Genomic DNA, 19,654 nt, shown 5'->3' with positions numbered 1-19,654 from the left:
GAGAAAACCAATGATTAGTTTAGCTTTTGCATTGATGTTAAGCGGTGAAGCGGCACCCGCCACTGTTGACATCAACGAGTGGCAAGTTCCCTGGCCCGACAGCCGGCCGCGCGATCCTTATGTGGTAAGCAACGAGGAAGTCTGGTTTGTGGGCCAGAAGGCCGACTACGCGGCTATTCTGAATCCGCAGACCGGCGAGTTTGAGCGCATTGACCTACCCGATGGTGCCGGGCCGCACAATATTATCGTGGATGAGCGCGGTGCCTGGTACGCCGGGAATAAAGCCGCCCACATAGGGAAAATTGACCATGAGGATCACAGCATCACGCAGTACGAACTGCCGGGCGACGGCCGCCGTGATGTGCATACCCAGGCCTTTACCAGCGATGGCGACATCTGGTTCACGGCGCAGGGTGCCAATAAAATTGGTTTTTTTGATGCTGAAACCAAAGAAATTACCTTGCATGACGTGCCCACAAAAAATGCCCGCCCGTACGGCTTAATCGTGGTGGACGACAAGCCTTGGGCTACGCTGTTTAACAGCAACAAGTTGATCACGGTGAACGAGCAGGGCGAGCTGAAAGAAATTGAGCTACCCCGTGAAAACAATAACCGGCCGCGACGCATCGCTACTACCGGCGACAATCTGATCTGGTATGTCGATTACGTAGGCGGCTATCTGGGTCGTTATAATCCGGATACCGGCGCGGTTGATGAATGGCAGATGCCGGGCGGTAGTCAGTCCTATCCTTATGGGATGGCGTCCGACGATAATGGCTATGTCTGGTTTGCCGAAACCGGCCTGCAACCGAATCGCATTGTCGGCTTCAACACGGAAACCGAAACCTTTACCACGCCCGCCGATGTGCCCAGCGGTGGTGGAACCATCCGCCATATGGTGTTCCACGACGATACAGGCAGTATCTGGTTTGGCACTGACGCCAATACCATAGGTCAGGCGGTAATTAGCTATTAGCTGGTAAGTAGTTTGTCGAACCAGGGCCAGAGAATAATCAGCCAGGTGACGGCGATATTAATGAGCGCGAAGGTGACAGCGGCAGAGGCAATATCTTTGGCTTTGCCGCTGAGCTCGTGAAGTTCGGCGCCAATGCGGTCAATGGCCGCTTCAATCGCTGAATTAATCAACTCGACGATGAGCAGCAGGAGCAGGCTGAAAATCATCAATGCCCGTTCAACCGGTGAAACCGGGGCGAGAATAGCCAGCGGCAGCAACACCACCAGCAACAATACATCTTGTCGCACGGCGGCTTCGGACTGCCAGGCGGCGCGCATGCCGCGTGCTGAATTTACCGCAGCACCGACAATCCGCATCAGGCCTTGTTGTTTAGGTTTCATTTATTGTTCTCAGAGCCATGACCAGTCACCAGCGCCCGCTGCTCCGGCAGGCCCATGCTCAGCACATAAGGGTGTGGTCGTTGCTGCCGTGCGCTAAAGCTTTCTTTGCTGTCCAGCCCCTGCCAGTTGCACTGAATCAATGCCTGCGCCACCGCACCACCCAGACCGCTGCCCGGGCCGAGCAGAATAATATGGTCGGGCGCATACTCCTTCACTGCCACCTGAATGGCGCGGGTAAAGTCGTAGGTTTGCGTTACCTGATGTCCCAGCGTGTAGCCATGCAGCGCTTCTGCCGATGCGATATGACCTGACCAGCAGTGGCCGCGGCCATCGACCAGCGGTGTATGCGGCGCTTTAAACAACACCGGCGGCCAGCGCTCCAGCGCCGCCTCCGAGGCCTCACTCATCAACGACGTATGGAAGGCGGCATGACCGGGTAACAGCAGCGGAAAGCGCTCATCAACCATGGGTAATGCGGCAATGGCGGCTTCGCAGGCGGCGGTGGTGCCGGCCAGTACGGCATAGCCCCCATAATTAATCGACATCATCAGGTCGCCCTGATGGGCAGCCAGCTGCTCAGCAACGCGGGCACGGTATTCGGCGCTGGGTTGCCAGTTGCCATCAACCAGCGGATAGATAAATTGCGCGCCTGCGCCGCCGGCGGTCAGTTGCGCCATATTGGTGACCAGGCGGGTACTGGTGTCGACGGACCAACAGCCCGCGCAAGCCATAGCGGTATACCAGCCCATCGAGTTACCGGTAATGGCAACAACGTCGTATTCATCCCGGTTGATCGCCAGAAAGTCGGTGTAGCCGGCCGCATAAATCAGTGCGGCAGCATTGTCGGGGCTTTGATGGACACGACTCTTGTAAAGGTCCATCTGATCAAGTTCAGTTACCGTGGGGCAGTCCAGTTCAGCACGAACAGCGTCGATTTGATGGATAATATCGCGAACTTTTGCCCCATCTTCGGCGATTTTCGACGAAATTGAGCCGAGTTCCGGCTTATTGTAGGTGCCACGCCCCGGGCAGACGACTAATGCGGTTTTTTTCATGAGTGCGCCCCCAGCAGTTGTTCTGCCTGTGCCTGGATCTGATCCACCGACGGCAACACGGCATAAGCCGCTTTGCCAAGCGGAATAAAGCTGTCCTCAGCGTTGAGACGGCTGACCTGATAGTGGCCCGGACGGGTTTCGTGCAGGGCTGTGAATAACTCTTCACTGAGGCTGCCGCGACGCCGGCATTCATCCACAATCAGTACCTTTTTACAGTTGCCCAGCGCCGCGATGATCTTGTCGGTGTGTAGCGGTACCAGACAGCGTAAGTCGAGTACGCGAATCTTATGGCCGGCAGCGGCGAGCTTTGCTTCCGCCTGACGGCTCAGATAATAGCCATTACCATAAGAAATAATAGCCAGCTCATCGCCACTACCGAATACCGCCGGTTCGCCCAGGGCCGGTAAGGGCTGATCCGGATCCGGATAATCACATAGCCAGCCGCCATCGCCTTCTTTGTGCAGGTCACGGGTCATGTACAGCGCAATCGGCTCCAGCATCACCACCACGCGCTGCTCGCGGGCAGCCAGCTCAGTGGCCTGACGCATCAACAAAGCGCCGTCATGGCCGTTAGAGGGGCACAGCAGGATAATCCCGGGGATGTCCCGGAACACCGCAAAGGAGTTGTCGTTGTGGAAGTGGCCACCGAAGCCTTTCTGGTAAGCCAGACCTGCGATGCGGATCACCATCGGGTTGCTGTACTGACCATTGGAGAAAAACGACAGGGTGGCGGCTTCGCCGCGGATCTGATCCTCAGCGTTATGCACATAGGCCAGGAACTGGATCTCCGGCATGGCAATAAAGCCTTGCTGCGCCATCCCTATGGCCAGGCCCAGAATGCTTTGTTCGTCGAGTACCGTATTCAGTACCCGGTTGGGGCCGAAGGCCTCCATCAGATGCTGGGTGACATGATACACGCCACCCTTTTTGGCGATGTCTTCGCCACAGAGCACCAGGCTGCGGTGCTGAGCCATCAGGTCATGTAAGGCCCAGTTGATCAACTTCGCCAGGTGCTGGCGCTTGCCAAGATTATGTTTATCGAAGTTGAACAGGGTACGGCGCTGCTCGGCACCGGGCAGCTCTGGCAAGGGCAGCTGGCGCGTCGGCGGCACTATCGCCTTCATGATAGCTGCAGCGGACTCCAGCTTGGGTTGCTGACTGGCCTGCTGTGCGACGCGGGCGATGCGTTGTTGTTGCTGAACGACATAGTCAGCAAGTTGTTCATGGTCAAATAAACCCCGGCTAATGAGGGCCGCAGCGCTGTGCAGAAGCGGGTCGCGTTCGGCATCACGGGCGATTTCCTGCTTGCTGCGATAGGCGCTTTCGGCATCGGCACCGGCGTGGCCAAATAGCCGCACGGTGCGCAAATGCAGCACCGCCGGCTTACGTTTATGGCGCACGTAATCGGCAGCTTCACGGGCCACCAGATAGGTTTCAGCGAGGTTGCTGCCATCGGCGCGGAAATACTTGAGTGCCGGCCGCTGGCTCAGTTGTTGCTGGATCCAGCCGTTAGGCGTATGGGTTGAGATACCCAGGCCATTGTCTTCACAGACTAGTAGCAGCGGCATAGGAATCTGCTGATAGGCCGCCCAGCTGGCCGAGTTAATGGCCCCCAGCGCGGTGGAATGGTTCGCCGACGCATCGCCGAAGCTACACATGGCGATGGCGTCGCGCGGCCAGCGGCCCTGATGCTCAAGCCGCTGGGACAAGCCAATGGCAAAGGCGGTACCCATGGCTTTGGGAATATGTGAGGCAATGGTGCTGGTTTGCGGCGGCACATTCAGTGCCAGGCTACCGAGCACTTTATGCCGGCCTCCGGAGATCGGGTCATCGCTGGAAGCCGCAAAACTTAGCAGCATGTCATAAAGTGGCGTGGTACCCGGCAGTTGTTTCGCGCGCTGAATGAAGAAAGCGCCGCTGCGGTAGTGCAGGAAGGCCGGGTCGGTTACCCGCAGTGCTTTGGCGACAGCGGCATTGCCTTCGTGGCCGGCGCTGCCGATGGTATAAAAGCTCTGGCCGGCGGCCTGCATCAGTCGCGACTGCAGATCCAGCAGGCGGCTGGCTAACTGCGATTCAAACAGCTCAAAGAGCTCACTATCTGTGAGTACGGCTCCGGCGGCATGGGCCTGTGGCAGATTCTGCTGTTGCAGACGCTGCACAAACTCCGTCAGCCAGGGATGCATGGACGCTGCCATATCGAATTCCTTAGCTGATCAGATGCTGAATGCTTGCAGGCCGGTTTGGGCGCGCCCCAGAATTAACGCGTGCACATCATGTGTTCCCTCATAGGTATTGACCGCCTCGAGGTTCATGACATGACGAATCACGTGGTACTCATCGGCGATACCGTTGCCGCCGTGCATATCGCGGGCGACGCGGGCAATATCGAGCGCCTTGCCACAGGAGTTACGCTTAATAAGTGAAATAGTCTCCGGCGCTAACTCGCCGCTGTCCATCAGGCGTCCGGCCTGCAGGCAACTGAGCAGGCTGATAGTGATCTCGGTCTGCATATCAGCAAGCTTTTTCTGGATCAGCTGGTTGGCGGCCAGCGGGCGGTTGAACTGCTCGCGATCCAGGGTGTACTGGCGCGCCGCGTGCCAACAGAACTCCGCCGCGCCCAGTGAACCCCAGGCAATGCCGTAACGGGCTTTATTGAGACAGCCGAAAGGCCCCTTTAAGCCGCTGACATTCGGCAGTAACGCAGATTCAGGCACTTCGACATTGTCCATGACGATTTCGCCGGTCACCGATGCGCGCAACGAGAATTTGCCTTCAATTTTCGGCGCCGACAGACCTTTCATGCCTTTGTCCAGAATGAAGCCGCGGATCTCGCCATCCAGCTTGCCCCATACTACAAACACATCGGCGATGGGCGAGTTGGTGATCCACATCTTATTGCCTTTAAGCACGTAACCGCCGTCGATTTTGCGCGCGGTGGTGCGCATCGAACCGGGATCCGAGCCAGCGTCGGGCTCAGTCAGGCCAAAGCAGCCAACCCACTCGCCGGTGGCCAGTTTGGGCAGGTACTTCTGCCGTTGCTCTTCGCTGCCATATTCATAGATTGGGTGCATCACCAGCGAGGACTGCACGCTCATGGCGCTGCGATAACCGCTGTCAACGCGCTCGACTTCGCGCGCCACCAGGCCGTAACACACATAATTGACTTCGGCACAGCCGTATTTTTCCGGCAGTGTTGCGCCTAACAGACCAAGCGCACCGAGTTCGGTCATAATTTCCCGGTCAAAGCGCTCTTCACGGTTTGCCATCAGCACCCGCGGCATGAGCTTTTCCTGACAATACTGGTGGGCGGTGTCGCGAATCATCCGCTCTTCTTCGGTAAGCATGTTGCTGAACAGGAATGGGTCTTGCCAGTCAAATGAAGGACGTGCCATGGAAAAGCCTCGTTAGTAATGGTCATTGGTTACTTTATGAGTAGCAGACTACTCTGAAATTGCGTAAAGTTAAATAATATAAAAACTAGATTAGATATAGTTTAAAACTATGGATTTACGTCAACTCACCTATTTTGTCGCTACCTATGAGCAAGGCAGTATCAGCGCCGCCGCGCGTACCTGCGCCGTTGCTCAGCCCAGCCTCTCGAAAGCGCTGCAACAACTCGAAGAAGAGCTGGGCACCACCTTGTTCTTGCGCCAGTCGCGTGGGGTAACGCCCACGGATGACGGTGACCGCTTATACGGTCATGCCGGACGCCTGCTGAGCCAGATGCAGTCATTAAAGGCCTCATTTGGCCAAAGTGTAAAGCGCGTGCAGTTCCGGCTGGGGTTGATCCGGGCCCTCGGCGTCGAACGGATGAGCCAGTTACTGCGTGACTTCAGTACCGGTGTTGAAGGCCTCGAGTTGCATCTGGTTGAACCCGAAGACGCCGCCGATGCCCGTATTATCACGCCGAAATTGCTCAAGGCCGGCGAGCAGTTCCTGCCAATCTGGACGGATAATTTTCAGCTGGCGCTGCCAACTGGCCATCCACTGGCACTCAAAGAACAGATCAGCGTCGCCGACTTTGATCGCCTGGCCCTGATCAAACGCACCCCTTGTGAAGCCTGGAGCCAGTTCTATCCGGAACTCATCCGGCATGGTATTCAGCCTGATATCCGGGCGGATATCCACACCATCGAATACGCGCTGGGGCTGGTATCGGCCGGCGTTGGCTGTGCCCTGGTGCCGGAATTTGAGAGCCTGCGGCAACGTCAGGATGTGCAATTACGCCCCGTTAACGGCTTCAGCCTGCAGCGTACTATCGGGCTGGCCTACCCGCGCAGTCGCGGCGAACATGAACCGCTGACCTGGCTGAAAACCGTCTGCCAGCAAACCGCAGATAGCTAACGGGGTTAGTCTTCAGCAGGTATCATCGTCATACAGTCGATCGGGCAGACCTTGATGCAGGCCGGCTCAGCATAAAAGCCGATACATTCGGTGCAGCGGTCACTGGCGACCTCATAGTGTCCGGCGCCCATGCTAATGGCATCATTGGGGCACTCAGGCACACACATGTCGCAGTTAATGCAGTCGCTGGCAATCACCACGGGCATCAGCTGACGTCCTTAATGGTGATAGCCGGGGCTGGCGCAACATGAATCTTGATCAGCATCGCCAGTGCCGCCTCAGCTTCGCTCAGGGTTTCCGGCAACTCAATAACCACCTGGTGGCCAGAGCCCGGCGCCCGGCCGATGGCCTGGCCATCTTTGTCGGTCAAGTTCTGCAAGGTAAAGTTCAGGTTGCCGGATGGCTTCATCAGCAGTAGCTGATCATGCCGGTTAAAGGCATTTTTTACCTCGATGCGGGCGCGCTTACCCTGTATACCAATCACTTCACCCACCAGTTGCTGATTGCCCTGGCTATGGCTGGTCTGATAGTTCTGCAGATCCGACGGCACATGGCGACGTAAAAACCCTTCGGTAAAGCCGCGGTTGGCCATACCCTCCAGATCAGTCAGTAGCTGGGGATCAAAGGGCCGGCCAGCGGCAGCATCGTCAATAGCCTGTCGGTAGACCTGAGCAGTGCGCGCCACGTAATAAGGCGACTTGGTGCGGCCTTCGATTTTCAGTGAGTGCACACCCATGCTGGTGAGCGCCTCAACATGCTCTATGCCCCGCAGATCCTTTGAATTCATAATGTAGGTGCCATGGATATCTTCGTCCATCAGCATCAACTCGCCGGGTCGCATGGGTTCTTCCAGCAATTTTGGTGTGGGGTGAGGACGGAACTGCCCGACGTCATCTTCTTCGGCATCGTGCACCTGATAAGGCCAGCGACAGGAGTTGGTGCAGGCACCCTGATTCGGATCCCGCTTATTGATGTAGCCGGACAGCAGGCAGCGACCCGAATAAGCCATACAGAGCGCGCCATGCACAAACACTTCGATCTCCATGTCCGGGCATTGGGCCCGGATTTCAGCAATCTCCCGCACTTCCAGCTCGCGCGACAGGATAACCCGCTCGATCCCCTGCTGCTGCCAGAACTGCACAGCGGCCCAGTTCACGGTATTGGCCTGTACCGACAAATGCAGTGGTTGCTGGGGATAGTGCAGGCGCAACAACATGACAATGCCCGGATCCGACACAATAAGCGCATCCGGCTGTAACGCGATGACAGGTTCCATGTCTCTGACGAAGTGGGTGAGCTTGGCATTATGCGGGGCGATATTGACCACCACATAAAACTTTTTGCCGGCGGCGTGCGCTTCGGCGATGCCAATAGCCAGGTTGGCTAAATCGAATTCGTTGTTGCGCACCCGCAGGCTGTAACGGGGCTGGCCGGCGTAGACAGCATCGGCACCGTAGGCGAAGGCCAGCCGCATGGCTTTCAGGCTACCGGCAGGAGAAAGCAGTTCAGGTGTGTTCATGAATTGAGTCAGCAGATCAGAAATGGCTGCTTATTCTATGGATCCGCCGCCGGATAACCCTGATCCAGATCAACAAAAGCTATGCTTGCCGGACCCCGCGCTATTCCTTTGTGGGTAGTCTGTACCCTCCCTTCATGGCAATAACAAAAGCGGGCGGCAGTCAGTAGTATAGCGCCATCACACGCCGAGCCGCTGTGTCTAAATCCGCTTGCCGGACACGACCAGTGTGCCGTGGTCTTACTGACCACCGGGGTTACGCTGGAAACGGCGTTACCTCCCGTTATCTGGAAAGGTGTCGCTTATGCTTATGGACCGTTTTGCCCGCCGCTTTACTTACCTGCGGTTGTCGGTAACAGAAAACTGCAACTTCCGTTGCAACTATTGCCTGCCTGACGGGCCGGACTGCAGTTCACGCACGCCGGAATTGTCGCTACCGGAAATCCGTCGGCTGGTGACAGCCTTCGCTTTGCTCGGCACCACCAAAATCCGTATCACCGGCGGTGAACCCTGTCTGCGTAAAGATCTGCTCGATATTATCGCGACCTGCAAAGCGGTTCCCGGTATTGAGAAGGTCGCGATTACCACCAACGGCTACCGCCTGCAGCGCGATTTGCCCGCCTGGAAAGACGCCGGGCTGGATGCCATTAACGTCAGCGTCGATAGCCTCGACCCGGCCACCTTTCACCTGATCACCGGGCAGAATCGTCTGCCTTATATTCTTGAAGGCATCGATCAGGCGTTAGATCTTGGCATTCCGAGCGTCAAAGTAAATACCGTATTACTGAAAAACTATAACGGCAAAGCACTGCCGGAGTTTCTCGACTATGTGCGTGAACGTAACCTGGCGTTGCGCTTCATTGAGCTGATGCGCACCGGCGACAACGTGCAGTATTACCAACGCAATCACGTCAGCGGCAACGACATTAAGCAGCAGTTGCTGGCAGATGGCTGGGTGCAGCGGGAAAAGCCCCGCAGCGCCGGGCCTGCTCAGGAATTCAGTCACGCTGACTTTGCCGGCCGCATGGGGCTTATTATGCCTTATAGCCCGGATTTTTGTGATGACTGCAACCGCCTGCGGGTATCCAGCCTCGGCCAGTTGTTTTTGTGTTTGTTCACCGAGCACCATCAGGACATGCGGCGCTATCTGCAAAGTGATGATCCCGAGCGGTTGATGCAGGCCCTGCAGGGCTTTGTTAAAACCAAGAAAGCACACCACTTTCTGCACAACGAGCAGAGCGGCTCAACCCGTCATCTGGCGATGATCGGAGGCTGACTATGGCCGTTTTTACTCATTGCACAGGGGTGATTCTGGCTGGTGGCCAGTCCCGCCGCATGGGCCGCGATAAAGCCTTGCTGCCGCTGGCCGGTCGCACCTTACTGGAGCATATGCAGTCGCTGCTCGCACAGGCCGGTGTGTCAGAGATCCTTATCAGTCGCAACCAGCCCGGTTTTATCACCGACAGCTATCCGGGCAAGGGTCCTTTAGCCGGGCTTGCTGCGGTACTGCCTTACTGCACAACGCCACAGTTACTGGTGGTGCCCGTAGATATGCCGTTATTGCAGCCGCGGATGTTGTGTCAGCTGCTCGCCGCCGCTGCAGAATCACCGACGGCCTGGTACTTCGGCGAATCGCCTTTACCCTGTGTACTTCCCAATTCAGCGCAGTTAAAGGACTACCTGACGGCACAACTGGAGTCGGATAAAGGAGACTTTTCAGTGCGGGGCCTTTTGCACTATCTGAACGCCAGCGCGTTACCTGCCAGTGATGCGCTGCAGCTCGTCAACACCAATACCCCGCAGCAGTGGCAGCAGGCGCTGCTGCAGCGGGCTCAGCCAGACAGGTTATCGTCATGACAGTAAAAACCAAACCAGATCGGGCCTTTCAGCCTTTATCCATTGCCGTGGCAACCGTCTCGGATCGCCACACCAGCGCCAGCGACAGCACCGGTGACTGGCTCTGCCAGCAACTGACTGCGGCCGGGCACAAGCTGAGCGAAAGGCGCATCCTGGCAACCAATACCTATACCATCCGCGCGCAGTTATCGGCCTGGATTGCTGACTCAGTCACCCAGGTTGTGCTGTTAAACGGCGGCACCGGATTCGCCGCGAATAATAGTGTTCCCGAGGCTATCAGCCCGCTGTTTGATCGGCCGGTGGAGGGCTTTGGTGAACTGTTCCGGCAACTGAGTCTGGCGGATATCGGGTCTTCCGCAATACAGTCTCGGGCGCTGGCCGGTATTGCCAACGGCACCCTTATTTTCGCCATGCCAGGCTCCGGCGGTGCAGCGGCGCTGGCCTGGAACCAACTGATAAAACCCCAGCTGGATTCACGGCAGGGGCCCTGTAATTTTGTCGCCCATGTGAAAAATGGCGCCGACCTCAGCTGCGGAGAGTCAACATTATGACGGACAGCAAGAGTTTTACCCATGTGGACGCTCAGGGTGCGGCGCATATGGTTGATATCTCCGGCAAAGTGCCGGGCCAGCGACAAGCTATCGCCGTTGCCACAGTGCAGACGCGGTCTGATGTGATTCAGCTGATTGAAGAAAATGGCCTGAAAAAAGGCGATGTGCTGGCGGTAGCGCGGGTGGCGGGAATCATGGCGGCCAAGCGCACCAGCGATCTCATCCCCTTGTGCCATCCGCTGGCGCTGACCAGAGTGTCGGTCAGTTTTCAGCTCGACCGGGAAAATGGACAGATTGAAATCACCGCCAGCTGTGCGGTACAGGGCCAGACCGGCGTGGAAATGGAAGCGCTTACGGCCGCATCGGTGGCGGCGCTGACCATTCACGATATGTGTAAAGCCGTTGACCCGTCGTTACAGATAAATGGCATCCAGTTACAGGAAAAAACCGGTGGCAAACGAGGTCACTGGCAACGGGAGCAGAATCATGCTGACAGTTAAACTATTTGCAGCGCTACGGGAGCGACTGGAGTGCGCCAGCCTGACGGTGGATGCAACCGGCATCAGCCGCGTCAGTGAACTAAAACAGGTACTTGCAGCGCGTTCACCGAAGTGGCAACGCGAACTGTCGCACAACGATGTGCTCTGTGCCGTCAACCAGCAACTTGCCGCAAGCGATATGCCGCTGCAGGCGGGTGATGAAGTGGCGTTTTTTCCGCCGGTAACCGGAGGCTGATGATGCAACCGCGGATCCAGGTGCAAACCACTGATTTCGAACTGAGCGAGGAATACCAGCGCCTGCGGGATAACCCTGCCTGTGGCGCCGTGGTCACCTTTACCGGATTAGTGCGGGAACTGGTGCAGGGAAACCTGACCGGGATGACGCTGGAACATTACCCGGGTATGACCGAAAGCGCACTGACTGACATTTGCCAGCAAGCCGCGCAGCGCTGGGAGCTTGGTTCTATCACCGTCATTCACCGGGTCGGCAGTCTGGGCTTAAACGACCAGATCGTTTTTGTCGGTGTAGCCGCTGCCCACCGGCAGGCAGCTTTTATGGCCGCAGAATTCATTATGGATTATCTGAAAACCCGCGCTCCTTTCTGGAAGCAGGAGCATACTACCGCTGGCAGCTACTGGGTCGACGCCAAAACCAAAGATCAACTGGCCGCCGCCCGCTGGCATACTTCGGAAGCAGAGGGCTGACACCATGTCGAAACGCCCGCTGACACCCTGTTTGTGGATGCTTTGCTGGCTATCAGTTGCCTGGTTTGGTGTGCTATCGGTAAAGGCCGCGCCGCTGACCCTGGCTGCCGCTTCGTCATTGCGCGATAGCATGAACGCGCTGGTGCAGCAGTTCGAGCGGGATCACCCTGAGCATCCTGTGCGCATGGTTTACGGTTCGTCAGGCAAGCTGGCCAGCCAGATCATGCACGGCGCCCCCTATGACATCTTTTTTTCTGCCCATGCTGACTATAGCGACCGGGTCGCTGCCGCCGGGCTGGCAGGCGCGCCGCCGGTGGCATGGGCTGAGGGTCGGCTGGTGTTATGGCATCCGGCGCATCCCGGCCTGAAGCCGGAAGACTTAAGCAGCGCTGCTATCCGGCATATTGCGATTGCTCAGCCCCGCCATGCCCCCTATGGTCAGGCGGCAATGGAGGTGCTCGGCAGGCTGGCAGATGATCAGCTTCAGCAGCGGCTGGTATTCGGTGAAAATGTTGGTCACGCTACCCAGATGGTGCAAAGCGGCGCCGCCGAGGTTGGCCTGATTGCCCTATCCGTAGTGCGCGGCACGGCATTGCGGGGTACCAGTTATACTGAAATTAACCCCGACTGGTATCAGCCGCTTACGCAAACGCTGATGCTGACACGGCAGGGTGCCGATCATCCCAGCGCACAACTTTTTCTGGCTTACCTGCAGCAACGCGAAGCCCGCGATCTCTTTGCCGGGTTTGGCTACCTGCCGTTGACCCAAAGCCTGGAGCCATTCCATGTCGCCGAATGACTGGCAAGCCGTCTGGCTGACCCTGCAACTGGGGCTGGCAACCACAGTGATCCTGCTGGTACTGGCGACCCCACTGGCCTGGTGGCTGGCCTTCAGCCGCAGCCGCTGGCGTACTCCGGTGCAGGCGCTGGTGGCTTTACCGCTGGTGCTGCCGCCTACGGTACTGGGCTTTTACCTGCTACTGTTACTGGGCCCACAAGGCGCTATCGGTGGCACGCTCGAGGCGCTCGGTTTTCGTCATCTCGCCTTCAGTTTTACCGGTATCCTGATTGGCAGTGTGCTCTACTCCCTACCTTTTGCGGTGCAGCCCCTGGCGGAATCGTTTCGCACCATGGGTGTGCGGCCGCTGCAAATCGCCGCCAGCCTGGGGGCCGGAAGCTGGGATCGTTTTCGCTCGGTGGTGCTGCCGCTTTGTAAGGGCGGCTTTATCGTCGCCGCGACCCTGACCTTTGCCCATACTCTGGGCGAGTTTGGCGTCATTCTGATGGTCGGGGGCAGTATTCCCGGAGAAACCCAGGTGCTGTCGGTGCTTATCTATGACCATACCGAAGCGCTGAATTATGGCGCCGCTCAGCGGTTGTCGCTGGGGCTGCTGGTGTTTGCACTGGCAGTACTGCTCGTTGTCTACGGTTTTAATTATCGCGGGCCCGTCCGGCAGCGGCACCACCAGCAGGCGGAGCAGTAACAATGAACCTGCATATCAAAGTAGCGCCGCAGACAGGTTATTTTTCGCTGCAACTCGAGCAGCAGGTTCCGGCCCACGGGATCACCGCGCTCTTCGGCCCTTCAGGCTGTGGCAAAAGCTCACTGCTGTCGATTATTGCCGGCCTGGACCGACGCCGTGCTGCGGACGTCCGGTTTGGCAGGGAAATCTGGCAGGCCGGAAAGCAGTGGCGCCGGCCAGAACAGCGCCGGATCGGGCTGATGCTGCAGCTCCCTAGCCTGCTACCGCACCTCTCGGTTATGGATAACATTCTGTTCGGTTACCGGCGCGTGCCGGCCGCTGAGCGCTATGTTGAACCCGAAGAAGTGATTACGGAACTGGGGCTGGACGCCTTTACGGCTCGCCAGGTCACCGAGTTATCTGGTGGCCAGCAACAGCGGGTGGCGTTGGCCAGGGCGTTGCTCAGCCAGTCGCATCTGTTGCTTCTTGATGAACCGCTGAGCGGTCTGGACCAGCAGGCCCGCGGGCCTTTGCTCCAGTATCTGCGATACTTCGCTGGCCAGTATGGTGTGCCTGTGATCTGGGTTAGCCATGATCTGGATGACGTGGTGCAGATCGCTGATCACCTGCTGCAGCTTGAACAAGGCCGGGTCACCTCTGCTGGCCCGCTTACTGAGCAGCTCAGGCAACCGCCGCTGCTTTTTACCGGCGGCATGAGCGTACTTGAGGGCGTAGCGAAAGCATCATCGGAGCCTCATCATATTGGTGTCGAACTAGGCGCGTACCGGTTATCGGTGCCGGCCCCGGCCGGGCGGGCAGCGAATCAGTCCGAAGCGCGGTTGCGTATGCGTGTGCTGGCGCGTGATGTCAGTCTTAGTAAAGCGCAGCAAGCACATAGTTCAGCGGCGAATCAATTGCCCGCCACTATAGTGGCTCAGCATCCCGCCGCCCACCCGGCGGAGTGCCTGGTGGAGCTTGATGTTGAAGGGCAACACCTGCTGGCGCTTATCACTCATAGTTCATGGAATCGTTTGCACTTAGCACCGGGCGATCGGGTATACGCTGTGGTGAAAGCGGTGGCGCTACACTGAGGCGCTCAGAAAATTATCGGCAAAGCCCTGCAGGCGCTGAGTACGCGGTGAATCCGCCAGCCAGACTTCAATCAGATGAACCTGCGCCGGGTCGGTCCAGGCGGCGGTAAACGCAACCTCCAGCTCAGCAGTGGTGCGCACACGCACCGCTGCCGCGCCCATTCCCCGGGCGAGCTGTTGATAATCCCAGTGAACCAGATCGGTGCAGTTGAGGTCCGGGGCAAAGGCGTTAATCATGTCCCATTTCTGATTATTAAACAGAACAATTACCGGGTTAAAGCCATAGCGCTGGCAGTGCCCGAGCTCCAGCCCGGTCATCAGAAAAGCACCGTCACCAACCAACACTAAAGGCCGCTGCCCGGTCGCCGCCTGCAGGCCGATCGCTGCCGGCACGCTATAGCCCATTGATGCGTAGTAAGAGGGCGCCAGCAACTGGCTTGGCTTCGCGTGCAGTGAGGCAAACAGGCAGTCGCCGATATCACTGATCACCGGCACCAGTTCCGACTGTTGCATTAACAGAGAGTCGATGGTTTCGACCACACTGGTGGCGTTGAAGCCATTACTTTTAGCCGGTGCATGTGGAGCGGCCAGCGGGGGCTGTTGTACTGGCGGTAGATCGTCAGTTAGCAACGCATTCAGCACAGCCGGTAAATCCACTTGGTGAAAATGCTGGCCATCAACACAGCTGTGCTGTTGCTGCAGGTTAATCACTTTGTCGGCGGGGAACAAATCCTGGTGGGCGGCAAAGTTACTGTCGGTATGAATGACGCCGATCTGCAGGATCAAATCAGCGTCAGCAAGCAGCTGCCGGGGGCGGCTGTCACTGCCGTCGAGAAATATCCCGGCATACTGGGGATGTTGCTGGTCAATACAGGCCCGCCCTAAAAATGTGCTGATTAGCGGAATGCCGAGCTTCAGCGACAGATCTTCGACGCTCTGGCGGGCGTTAAAACGCCGTACATCAATGCCGGACAGGATAACGGGGCGCTGGGCTTGTCGCAGCCGGCGGCCAAGCCATTCACAGAGTCCGGTCAGCTCGGCGGCAGGCATGGACGGTGGCGTGTAGCGCGGTAATGGTGCGACCGAAAACTGCACGGCATCGCGGGGAATTTCAATAAGTACCGGGCGCGACTGTTGCACGCACTGACTTAGCGCGCGACGCAAGTCCGCCGGCGCGGTTTGCGGATTATCGAGTCGCACCTGGCAGGCAGTGACTTCCTGATAGACCGCCCGCTGCGAGTCCGGATTGCGCGCCTGGTGGTGGATCTGCAGGCCGCGGCTCAGTTCGTGGGCGGCGGGGAAGCCGGCAATAACAATGAGCGGTACATGCTCCACATAAGCTTGGGCCACAGCGTTCACAGCATTTAATGCGCCGGCGCCATAAGTAAGAATGACAGCGGCAGGGCGATTGGTGATCCGCGCGGCGGCATCGGCGGCAAATGCCGCTGAGGGCTCATGGCTGAGGCAATAAAGCGGTAGCGCATCGCGCTGCTGCAGTTGCTGGAACAAAGGCAAAACGAAGTCGCCGGGGATGCCGAAGAGTTGCTGAACGCCAAACTGCTGCAATTCACTGAGTAACTGGTCGACAAATTTCATAGTGGCTTTTCCTGCCCGGCTGACTGGTTTGCACACCAGTGTGTGCTGTCAGCCGGGCAGAGACATTGACGGCGATCAAGGGCGCCGGAGTTACTGCATGAATAATGGTGTCAGTGCTATTGCAGCAGCCGATCGAAAGGCAGTACGGTAACGATTTCACCAGCTTCGACATTGCCGCGATCCTGCTCTAACAGAATAAAGCAGTTTGCGTTGGCAACCGAACTCAAGACCCCTGAACTTTGCGAACCCACCGGGCTGGCTTCCAGCCGTTCACCGAGTTGTTCCAGCCAGCCGCGCTGAAAGTCGGCCCGGCCAGGTTTTTTACGCATCGGCTTGCTGGCAACAGCACGGTACACGGTCGGTTCAGGCCAGTTCTCACCGGCCAGATAGCGCAGCAATGGCTGTACAATCTGGTTAAGGGTCACCACTGCTGCCACCGGATTACCGGGCAGGCCGCAGAACCAGCAGTTACCGAGCTTGCCAAAAGCGAATGGCTTGCCAGGCTTCATGGCAATCTTCCAGAAATTAATCTCGCCGAGTTGTTCCATGACTTCTTTGGTGTAGTCAGCATCGCCAACGGAAACCCCGGCGCTGGTAATAATCACGTCGGCCTGTTCCATCGCTTTTTTAAAGGTTGCGGCGATGGCATCAGGGTCATCTCTGACGAGTCCCAGGTCAACCACGTCAATGTCCAGGCGCGAGAGCATGGCCTGAATAGTGTAGCGGTTGCTGTCATAAATTTGTCCGCTCTGCAGCGGCTGACCCGGAGGCACCAGCTCATCACCGGTGGAAAATGTGGCCACTGTAAGGGGTTTGTTGACCATTACTTCGGCAATCCCCATCGACGCCAGCAAACCGATATCGACCGGGCGTAGACGCTGCCCGGCATGGATAATGGTTTCACCGGCGGTCAGGTCGCTGCCAGCCAGGCGGATATTGTCGCCTTCGATCAGGGGGGATCCGCAAACAATGCTTTGGCCGCTGCTACTGGTTTGTTCCTGCATGATGACGGCATCAGCGCCAGCAGGGAGCATGGCGCCGGTCATAATACGAACGCAGCTGCCAGCTTTGATCTCGCCAGCAAAAGGATGACCGGCGAGGGCTTCACCAATGATTTCCAGTGTGCTGCCCGTGTTCGCGTCAGCGGCGATTACGGCGTAACCGTCCATCGCTGAGTTATCGTAGCCCGGCACATCCAGCGGCGCCGCGATCTGTTGCGCGGCGACCTTATCCAAGGCGTGTATGAGTGGGACTGTCACCTGATCTGTGTGGGGGGATACGGTCTTTCTAATGGCTTCAAGAGCGTCTGGCAGACTCAGCCAGCGAGCCTGATCAGACATTGCTGCCACCTTGTTTGTTGACCATCCAGACCGCGGCTTCAACCCGTGAACGTAAGCCCAGTTTTTTGAGCAAATGCTTCACGTGAACTTTGACGGTGCCATCTGAGATATCCAGTTCGCGGGCGATGACCTTATTGCTCATTCCTTTGGCAATCAGGCTCAGGATTTCATGCTCACGATTGGTCAGGCTATCGAGCTTGGCCGGCTCCTGGCGGGACGGACGGCGCAACGCAGTAGCCAGCACTTCGGTGATGACTTCGCTCAGTACCATTTTGCCTTCGATTGCCCGCTGAATTTGCTCAAGCAGCAGTTCCGGATCCGTGTCCTTCAGTAAGTAGCCATCAGCACCATTGGTAATCGCTGCCACCACATCTTCATCAGCATCCGATACCGTCAGCATGACGATCCGTGAGGTCACGCCTTCATCGCGCATGCGCTTGAGGGTCTCAAGACCATCCATTCCCTGCATATTGAGATCAAGAATAATTAAATCAGGATCCAGTTCGACCGCTTTACCGATCGCATCTTTGCCGTTACTGCATTCGGCGACCACTTCAAGCCCATCTTCTAACGAGATAAGCTGCTTGAGACCTTTACGCAATAGCGGATGGTCATCGACAAGCATAATGCTGGAAGGTGCATGGGACATAACTGTTCTCCTTTGATTTCTGTGTCCTATTTTTGCACAAAATGTGTGGTCACGCATTTGTGGATCCGCCGGTTACCTGAAGGGGGCGATCAAGCGTAAAAATAAAAGCGCATAATAAACAATCACATAAATAAATTAATACCCATTTGTGGGTAGCCCGGCTGCCACTTAATACCCGCTTTCTTAACTCTTCCGTTGGCTTGCTGTAAAGCCCGTCAGGCGGCAAAGTTCAGCATCAGGATCAGAAGTAAAGTGAACGCACTATGCAGGCTACGACAACGCCGCTCGTACTCGACAAATTAACCACAGCGTCCATCATTACAGGCACCGCCATGTGGATGAGCTGGAGTGTGCTCGTGGTATTGCTGTCAGCCGCTATGCCAGAGTTTACTGTAAGCCAGTTGTTTGGTCTGCTGGCGCTGTCGGGCGTGGCCGCAACCCTGGCCCACCTGCTGTTGTTCGCGCTTGGCGACAAGGCGATGCAGGCCAGCTTCGCGCAAGCCGCGACTGTATTACTATTGATTCCTGCTATCGGCCTCATCTGGTTGTTGCAGGATAGCACTATCAGTTATAGCAGCCTGCTACTGCTGGCGTTTATCTGTGGTCTTGGTGGTGCGCAGTTTATGGCGCTGGGCGATACGCCGCAGCACCAGCGCTCGCAGTTGGGCTGGTGTCTGGGCGTGAATGCCAGCGTGCTTGGTATCGGCATTATTCTTGCTCAGGTGAGTGTGCCGGTACTCACTGCCATGCCCTGGGCGGGTGAACTCAGCGGGATGCCCTGGACCACCCGCGCAGCCACGGGCAATATGCTTGGTAATATTGCAGCGGGGACGCCCATGTGGCTGGCTAACGTGGGCTGGTTCATGGCGTTGGCGTTGCTGGTGATCATTGTCCTGCGGCAAGTTCCGCTATGGTCGTCATCCGCACCAATGTACGTGCCGCGCCGCACCAGATCTTTCGCCCGGTATCTTATTTTCCGCAACAAACATACCTGGTTGATGGCGCTGCTTTACCTCATGGCTTTTGGCTCTTTTATCGGTTTTGCTATCACTTTTCCGCTGAGCCTGCAGTTCCTGTTCGGTTTAAGCCGGGTTTGGGAAGGTGGTGAACTGATTCAGGTGGTCAGCAATGATCATGCACCGAACGCGCTGACTTATGCCTGGATTGGACCATTGCTGGGGGTGTTGGCGCGGCCGCTGGGTGGCTGGCTGGCCGATCAATTCGGTGGCGCGCGCGTAGCCCAATGGTGTGCGCTGGCGCTGGCTGTGGGCTGCAGCATCGCTGCGCTGGTCGCTTATCAGGCGTTTTATAGCCGCACGCCCGAAACCTCGTTTTTATCCTATATTCTGGCTTTTCTGCTGATTTTTATTGCCAGTGGCATCGCCAGCAGCGCAATCTTTAAAGCAATCAGTGAGATCTTTCCGCCGGAACAGCTGGGTACGGTATTGCGTTGGGTAGTCGCGTTGGCCTCCACTGGCGCTATTTATATTCCGCTATTATGGAGCCTGCATAGTGCCACCGCGACCCCAGCCTTTGCCTTGCTGGGATTTGCGGCGTTTTATGTTATCTGTGCGGGAATTATCCACTGGATTTATTTGCGGCGCCATAGTGAATTTTACAACCCTTAGATC

21 protein-coding genes and 1 riboswitch are annotated in these 19,654 nt (G+C 57.2%); of the genes, 12 read left to right on the top strand and 9 right to left on the bottom strand.

The window, feature by feature from the left end; all coding sequences use genetic code 11:
* Positions 1-10 precede the first annotated feature (10 nt).
* Positions 11-976: a Vgb family protein gene (locus tag IDSA_RS09095; RefSeq protein WP_034776144.1), complete on the top strand. Its 966-nt coding sequence runs from the start codon at positions 11-13 to the stop codon at positions 974-976.
* Here IDSA_RS09095 and IDSA_RS09090 read toward each other — a convergent pair.
* From IDSA_RS09090 to IDSA_RS09075, 4 genes are read right to left on the bottom strand one after another with little or no spacing between them, the layout of a single operon-like run.
* Positions 973-1,356, bottom strand: a complete 384-nt coding sequence (locus tag IDSA_RS09090) for a diacylglycerol kinase (RefSeq protein ID WP_034776142.1) — start codon at positions 1,354-1,356, stop codon at positions 973-975. The genes IDSA_RS09095 and IDSA_RS09090 overlap by 4 nt on opposite strands.
* On the bottom strand, positions 1,353-2,411 hold the full coding sequence (locus IDSA_RS09085; RefSeq protein ID WP_034776140.1) for a malonyl CoA-ACP transacylase: 1,059 nt from the start codon (positions 2,409-2,411) through the stop codon (positions 1,353-1,355). Before IDSA_RS09085 ends, IDSA_RS09090 begins: the two co-directional genes overlap by 4 nt.
* Positions 2,408-4,606, bottom strand: coding sequence for a dehydrogenase E1 component subunit alpha/beta (locus tag IDSA_RS09080; RefSeq protein ID WP_034776138.1), 2,199 nt, complete (start codon positions 4,604-4,606; stop codon positions 2,408-2,410). Before IDSA_RS09080 ends, IDSA_RS09085 begins: the two co-directional genes overlap by 4 nt.
* A gap of 18 nt (positions 4,607-4,624) precedes the next feature.
* The gene (locus tag IDSA_RS09075) at positions 4,625-5,803 is read right to left on the bottom strand and encodes an acyl-CoA dehydrogenase (protein WP_034776136.1); all 1,179 of its coding nucleotides are present in this window, start codon (positions 5,801-5,803) and stop codon (positions 4,625-4,627) included.
* Between the two features lie 109 nt (positions 5,804-5,912).
* Between IDSA_RS09075 and IDSA_RS09070 the strand changes: the two genes are divergently transcribed.
* Positions 5,913-6,755, top strand: coding sequence for a LysR family transcriptional regulator (locus tag IDSA_RS09070; RefSeq protein ID WP_034776135.1), 843 nt, complete (start codon positions 5,913-5,915; stop codon positions 6,753-6,755).
* Positions 6,756-6,760: 5 nt separating this feature from the next.
* Here the strand turns inward: IDSA_RS09070 and IDSA_RS09065 are convergent, their stop codons facing one another.
* Together IDSA_RS09065 and trhP are read right to left on the bottom strand one after the other, a co-directional pair.
* Positions 6,761-6,961, bottom strand: coding sequence for a YfhL family 4Fe-4S dicluster ferredoxin (locus IDSA_RS09065; protein WP_034776133.1), 201 nt, complete (start codon positions 6,959-6,961; stop codon positions 6,761-6,763).
* Positions 6,961-8,274 (bottom strand): prephenate-dependent tRNA uridine(34) hydroxylase TrhP, encoded by a 1,314-nt coding sequence (gene trhP / locus IDSA_RS09060; RefSeq protein ID WP_034776132.1) that lies wholly within the window; start codon positions 8,272-8,274, stop codon positions 6,961-6,963. The genes IDSA_RS09065 and trhP overlap by 1 nt, the downstream gene beginning before the upstream one ends.
* Positions 8,275-8,442: 168 nt before the next feature.
* Positions 8,443-8,586, top strand: a riboswitch (molybdenum cofactor riboswitch).
* On the opposite strand from trhP, the gene moaA reads away from it, so the two are divergent.
* The 9 genes from moaA to modC all read left to right on the top strand — a co-directional run bounded on the left by moaA (position 8,576) and on the right by modC (position 14,438).
* Positions 8,576-9,547 carry a GTP 3',8-cyclase MoaA gene (gene moaA / locus IDSA_RS09055; RefSeq protein ID WP_034776131.1) on the top strand — a complete coding sequence of 324 codons (972 nt, stop codon included), beginning with the start codon at positions 8,576-8,578 and terminating at the stop codon, positions 9,545-9,547. It overlaps the preceding riboswitch by 11 nt.
* Positions 9,548-9,549: 2 nt before the next feature.
* Positions 9,550-10,128 (top strand): molybdenum cofactor guanylyltransferase, encoded by a 579-nt coding sequence (gene mobA, locus IDSA_RS09050; RefSeq protein WP_034776130.1) that lies wholly within the window; start codon positions 9,550-9,552, stop codon positions 10,126-10,128.
* Positions 10,125-10,679: a molybdenum cofactor synthesis domain-containing protein gene (locus IDSA_RS09045; protein ID WP_034776129.1), complete on the top strand. Its 555-nt coding sequence runs from the start codon at positions 10,125-10,127 to the stop codon at positions 10,677-10,679. Before mobA ends, IDSA_RS09045 begins: the two co-directional genes overlap by 4 nt.
* Complete coding sequence (moaC, locus tag IDSA_RS09040; RefSeq protein ID WP_034776128.1) at positions 10,676-11,179, top strand: cyclic pyranopterin monophosphate synthase MoaC; 504 nt, start codon at positions 10,676-10,678, stop codon at positions 11,177-11,179. The genes IDSA_RS09045 and moaC overlap by 4 nt, the downstream gene beginning before the upstream one ends.
* Positions 11,166-11,414, top strand: a complete 249-nt coding sequence (gene moaD / locus IDSA_RS09035; protein ID WP_034776127.1) for a molybdopterin converting factor subunit 1 — start codon at positions 11,166-11,168, stop codon at positions 11,412-11,414. The genes moaC and moaD overlap by 14 nt, the downstream gene beginning before the upstream one ends.
* A gap of 2 nt (positions 11,415-11,416) precedes the next feature.
* Positions 11,417-11,884 carry a molybdopterin synthase catalytic subunit MoaE gene (gene moaE / locus IDSA_RS09030; protein WP_034776126.1) on the top strand — a complete coding sequence of 156 codons (468 nt, stop codon included), beginning with the start codon at positions 11,417-11,419 and terminating at the stop codon, positions 11,882-11,884.
* 4 nt (positions 11,885-11,888) lie between these two features.
* Entirely contained in the window at positions 11,889-12,683 is a 795-nt protein-coding gene (gene modA / locus IDSA_RS09025; RefSeq protein ID WP_051986203.1) for a molybdate ABC transporter substrate-binding protein, read from the top strand.
* The gene (gene modB, locus IDSA_RS09020) at positions 12,670-13,368 is read left to right on the top strand and encodes a molybdate ABC transporter permease subunit (RefSeq protein WP_034776124.1); all 699 of its coding nucleotides are present in this window, start codon (positions 12,670-12,672) and stop codon (positions 13,366-13,368) included. The genes modA and modB overlap by 14 nt, the downstream gene beginning before the upstream one ends.
* 2 nt (positions 13,369-13,370) lie before the next feature.
* A complete protein-coding gene (gene modC / locus IDSA_RS09015) occupies positions 13,371-14,438 on the top strand; it encodes a molybdenum ABC transporter ATP-binding protein (RefSeq protein WP_051986202.1) in 1,068 nt (355 codons plus the stop codon).
* Here the strand turns inward: modC and IDSA_RS09010 are convergent.
* From IDSA_RS09010 to narL, 3 genes are all read right to left on the bottom strand, one after another.
* Positions 14,430-16,034 carry a thiamine pyrophosphate-binding protein gene (locus IDSA_RS09010; RefSeq protein WP_034776122.1) on the bottom strand — a complete coding sequence of 535 codons (1,605 nt, stop codon included), beginning with the start codon at positions 16,032-16,034 and terminating at the stop codon, positions 14,430-14,432. The two genes, modC and IDSA_RS09010, sit on opposite strands and share 9 nt — an antisense overlap.
* Positions 16,035-16,150: 116 nt before the next feature.
* Complete coding sequence (gene moeA, locus IDSA_RS09005) at positions 16,151-17,374, bottom strand: molybdopterin molybdotransferase MoeA (RefSeq protein ID WP_034776120.1); 1,224 nt, start codon at positions 17,372-17,374, stop codon at positions 16,151-16,153.
* Positions 17,367-18,023, bottom strand: coding sequence for a two-component system response regulator NarL (gene narL, locus IDSA_RS09000; protein WP_034776118.1), 657 nt, complete (start codon positions 18,021-18,023; stop codon positions 17,367-17,369). The genes moeA and narL overlap by 8 nt, the downstream gene beginning before the upstream one ends.
* Before the next feature lie 263 nt (positions 18,024-18,286).
* Between narL and IDSA_RS08995 the strand changes: the two genes are divergently transcribed.
* Positions 18,287-19,651, top strand: coding sequence for an MFS transporter (locus IDSA_RS08995; protein WP_126760578.1), 1,365 nt, complete (start codon positions 18,287-18,289; stop codon positions 19,649-19,651).
* Positions 19,652-19,654: the final 3 nt, after the last annotated feature.

Origin of the sequence: Pseudidiomarina salinarum (genome assembly GCF_000753715.1) — a bacterium.
Taxonomy (GTDB): domain Bacteria; phylum Pseudomonadota; class Gammaproteobacteria; order Enterobacterales; family Alteromonadaceae; genus Pseudidiomarina; species Pseudidiomarina salinarum.
This window is presented reverse-complemented; position numbering and strand designations above follow the sequence as displayed.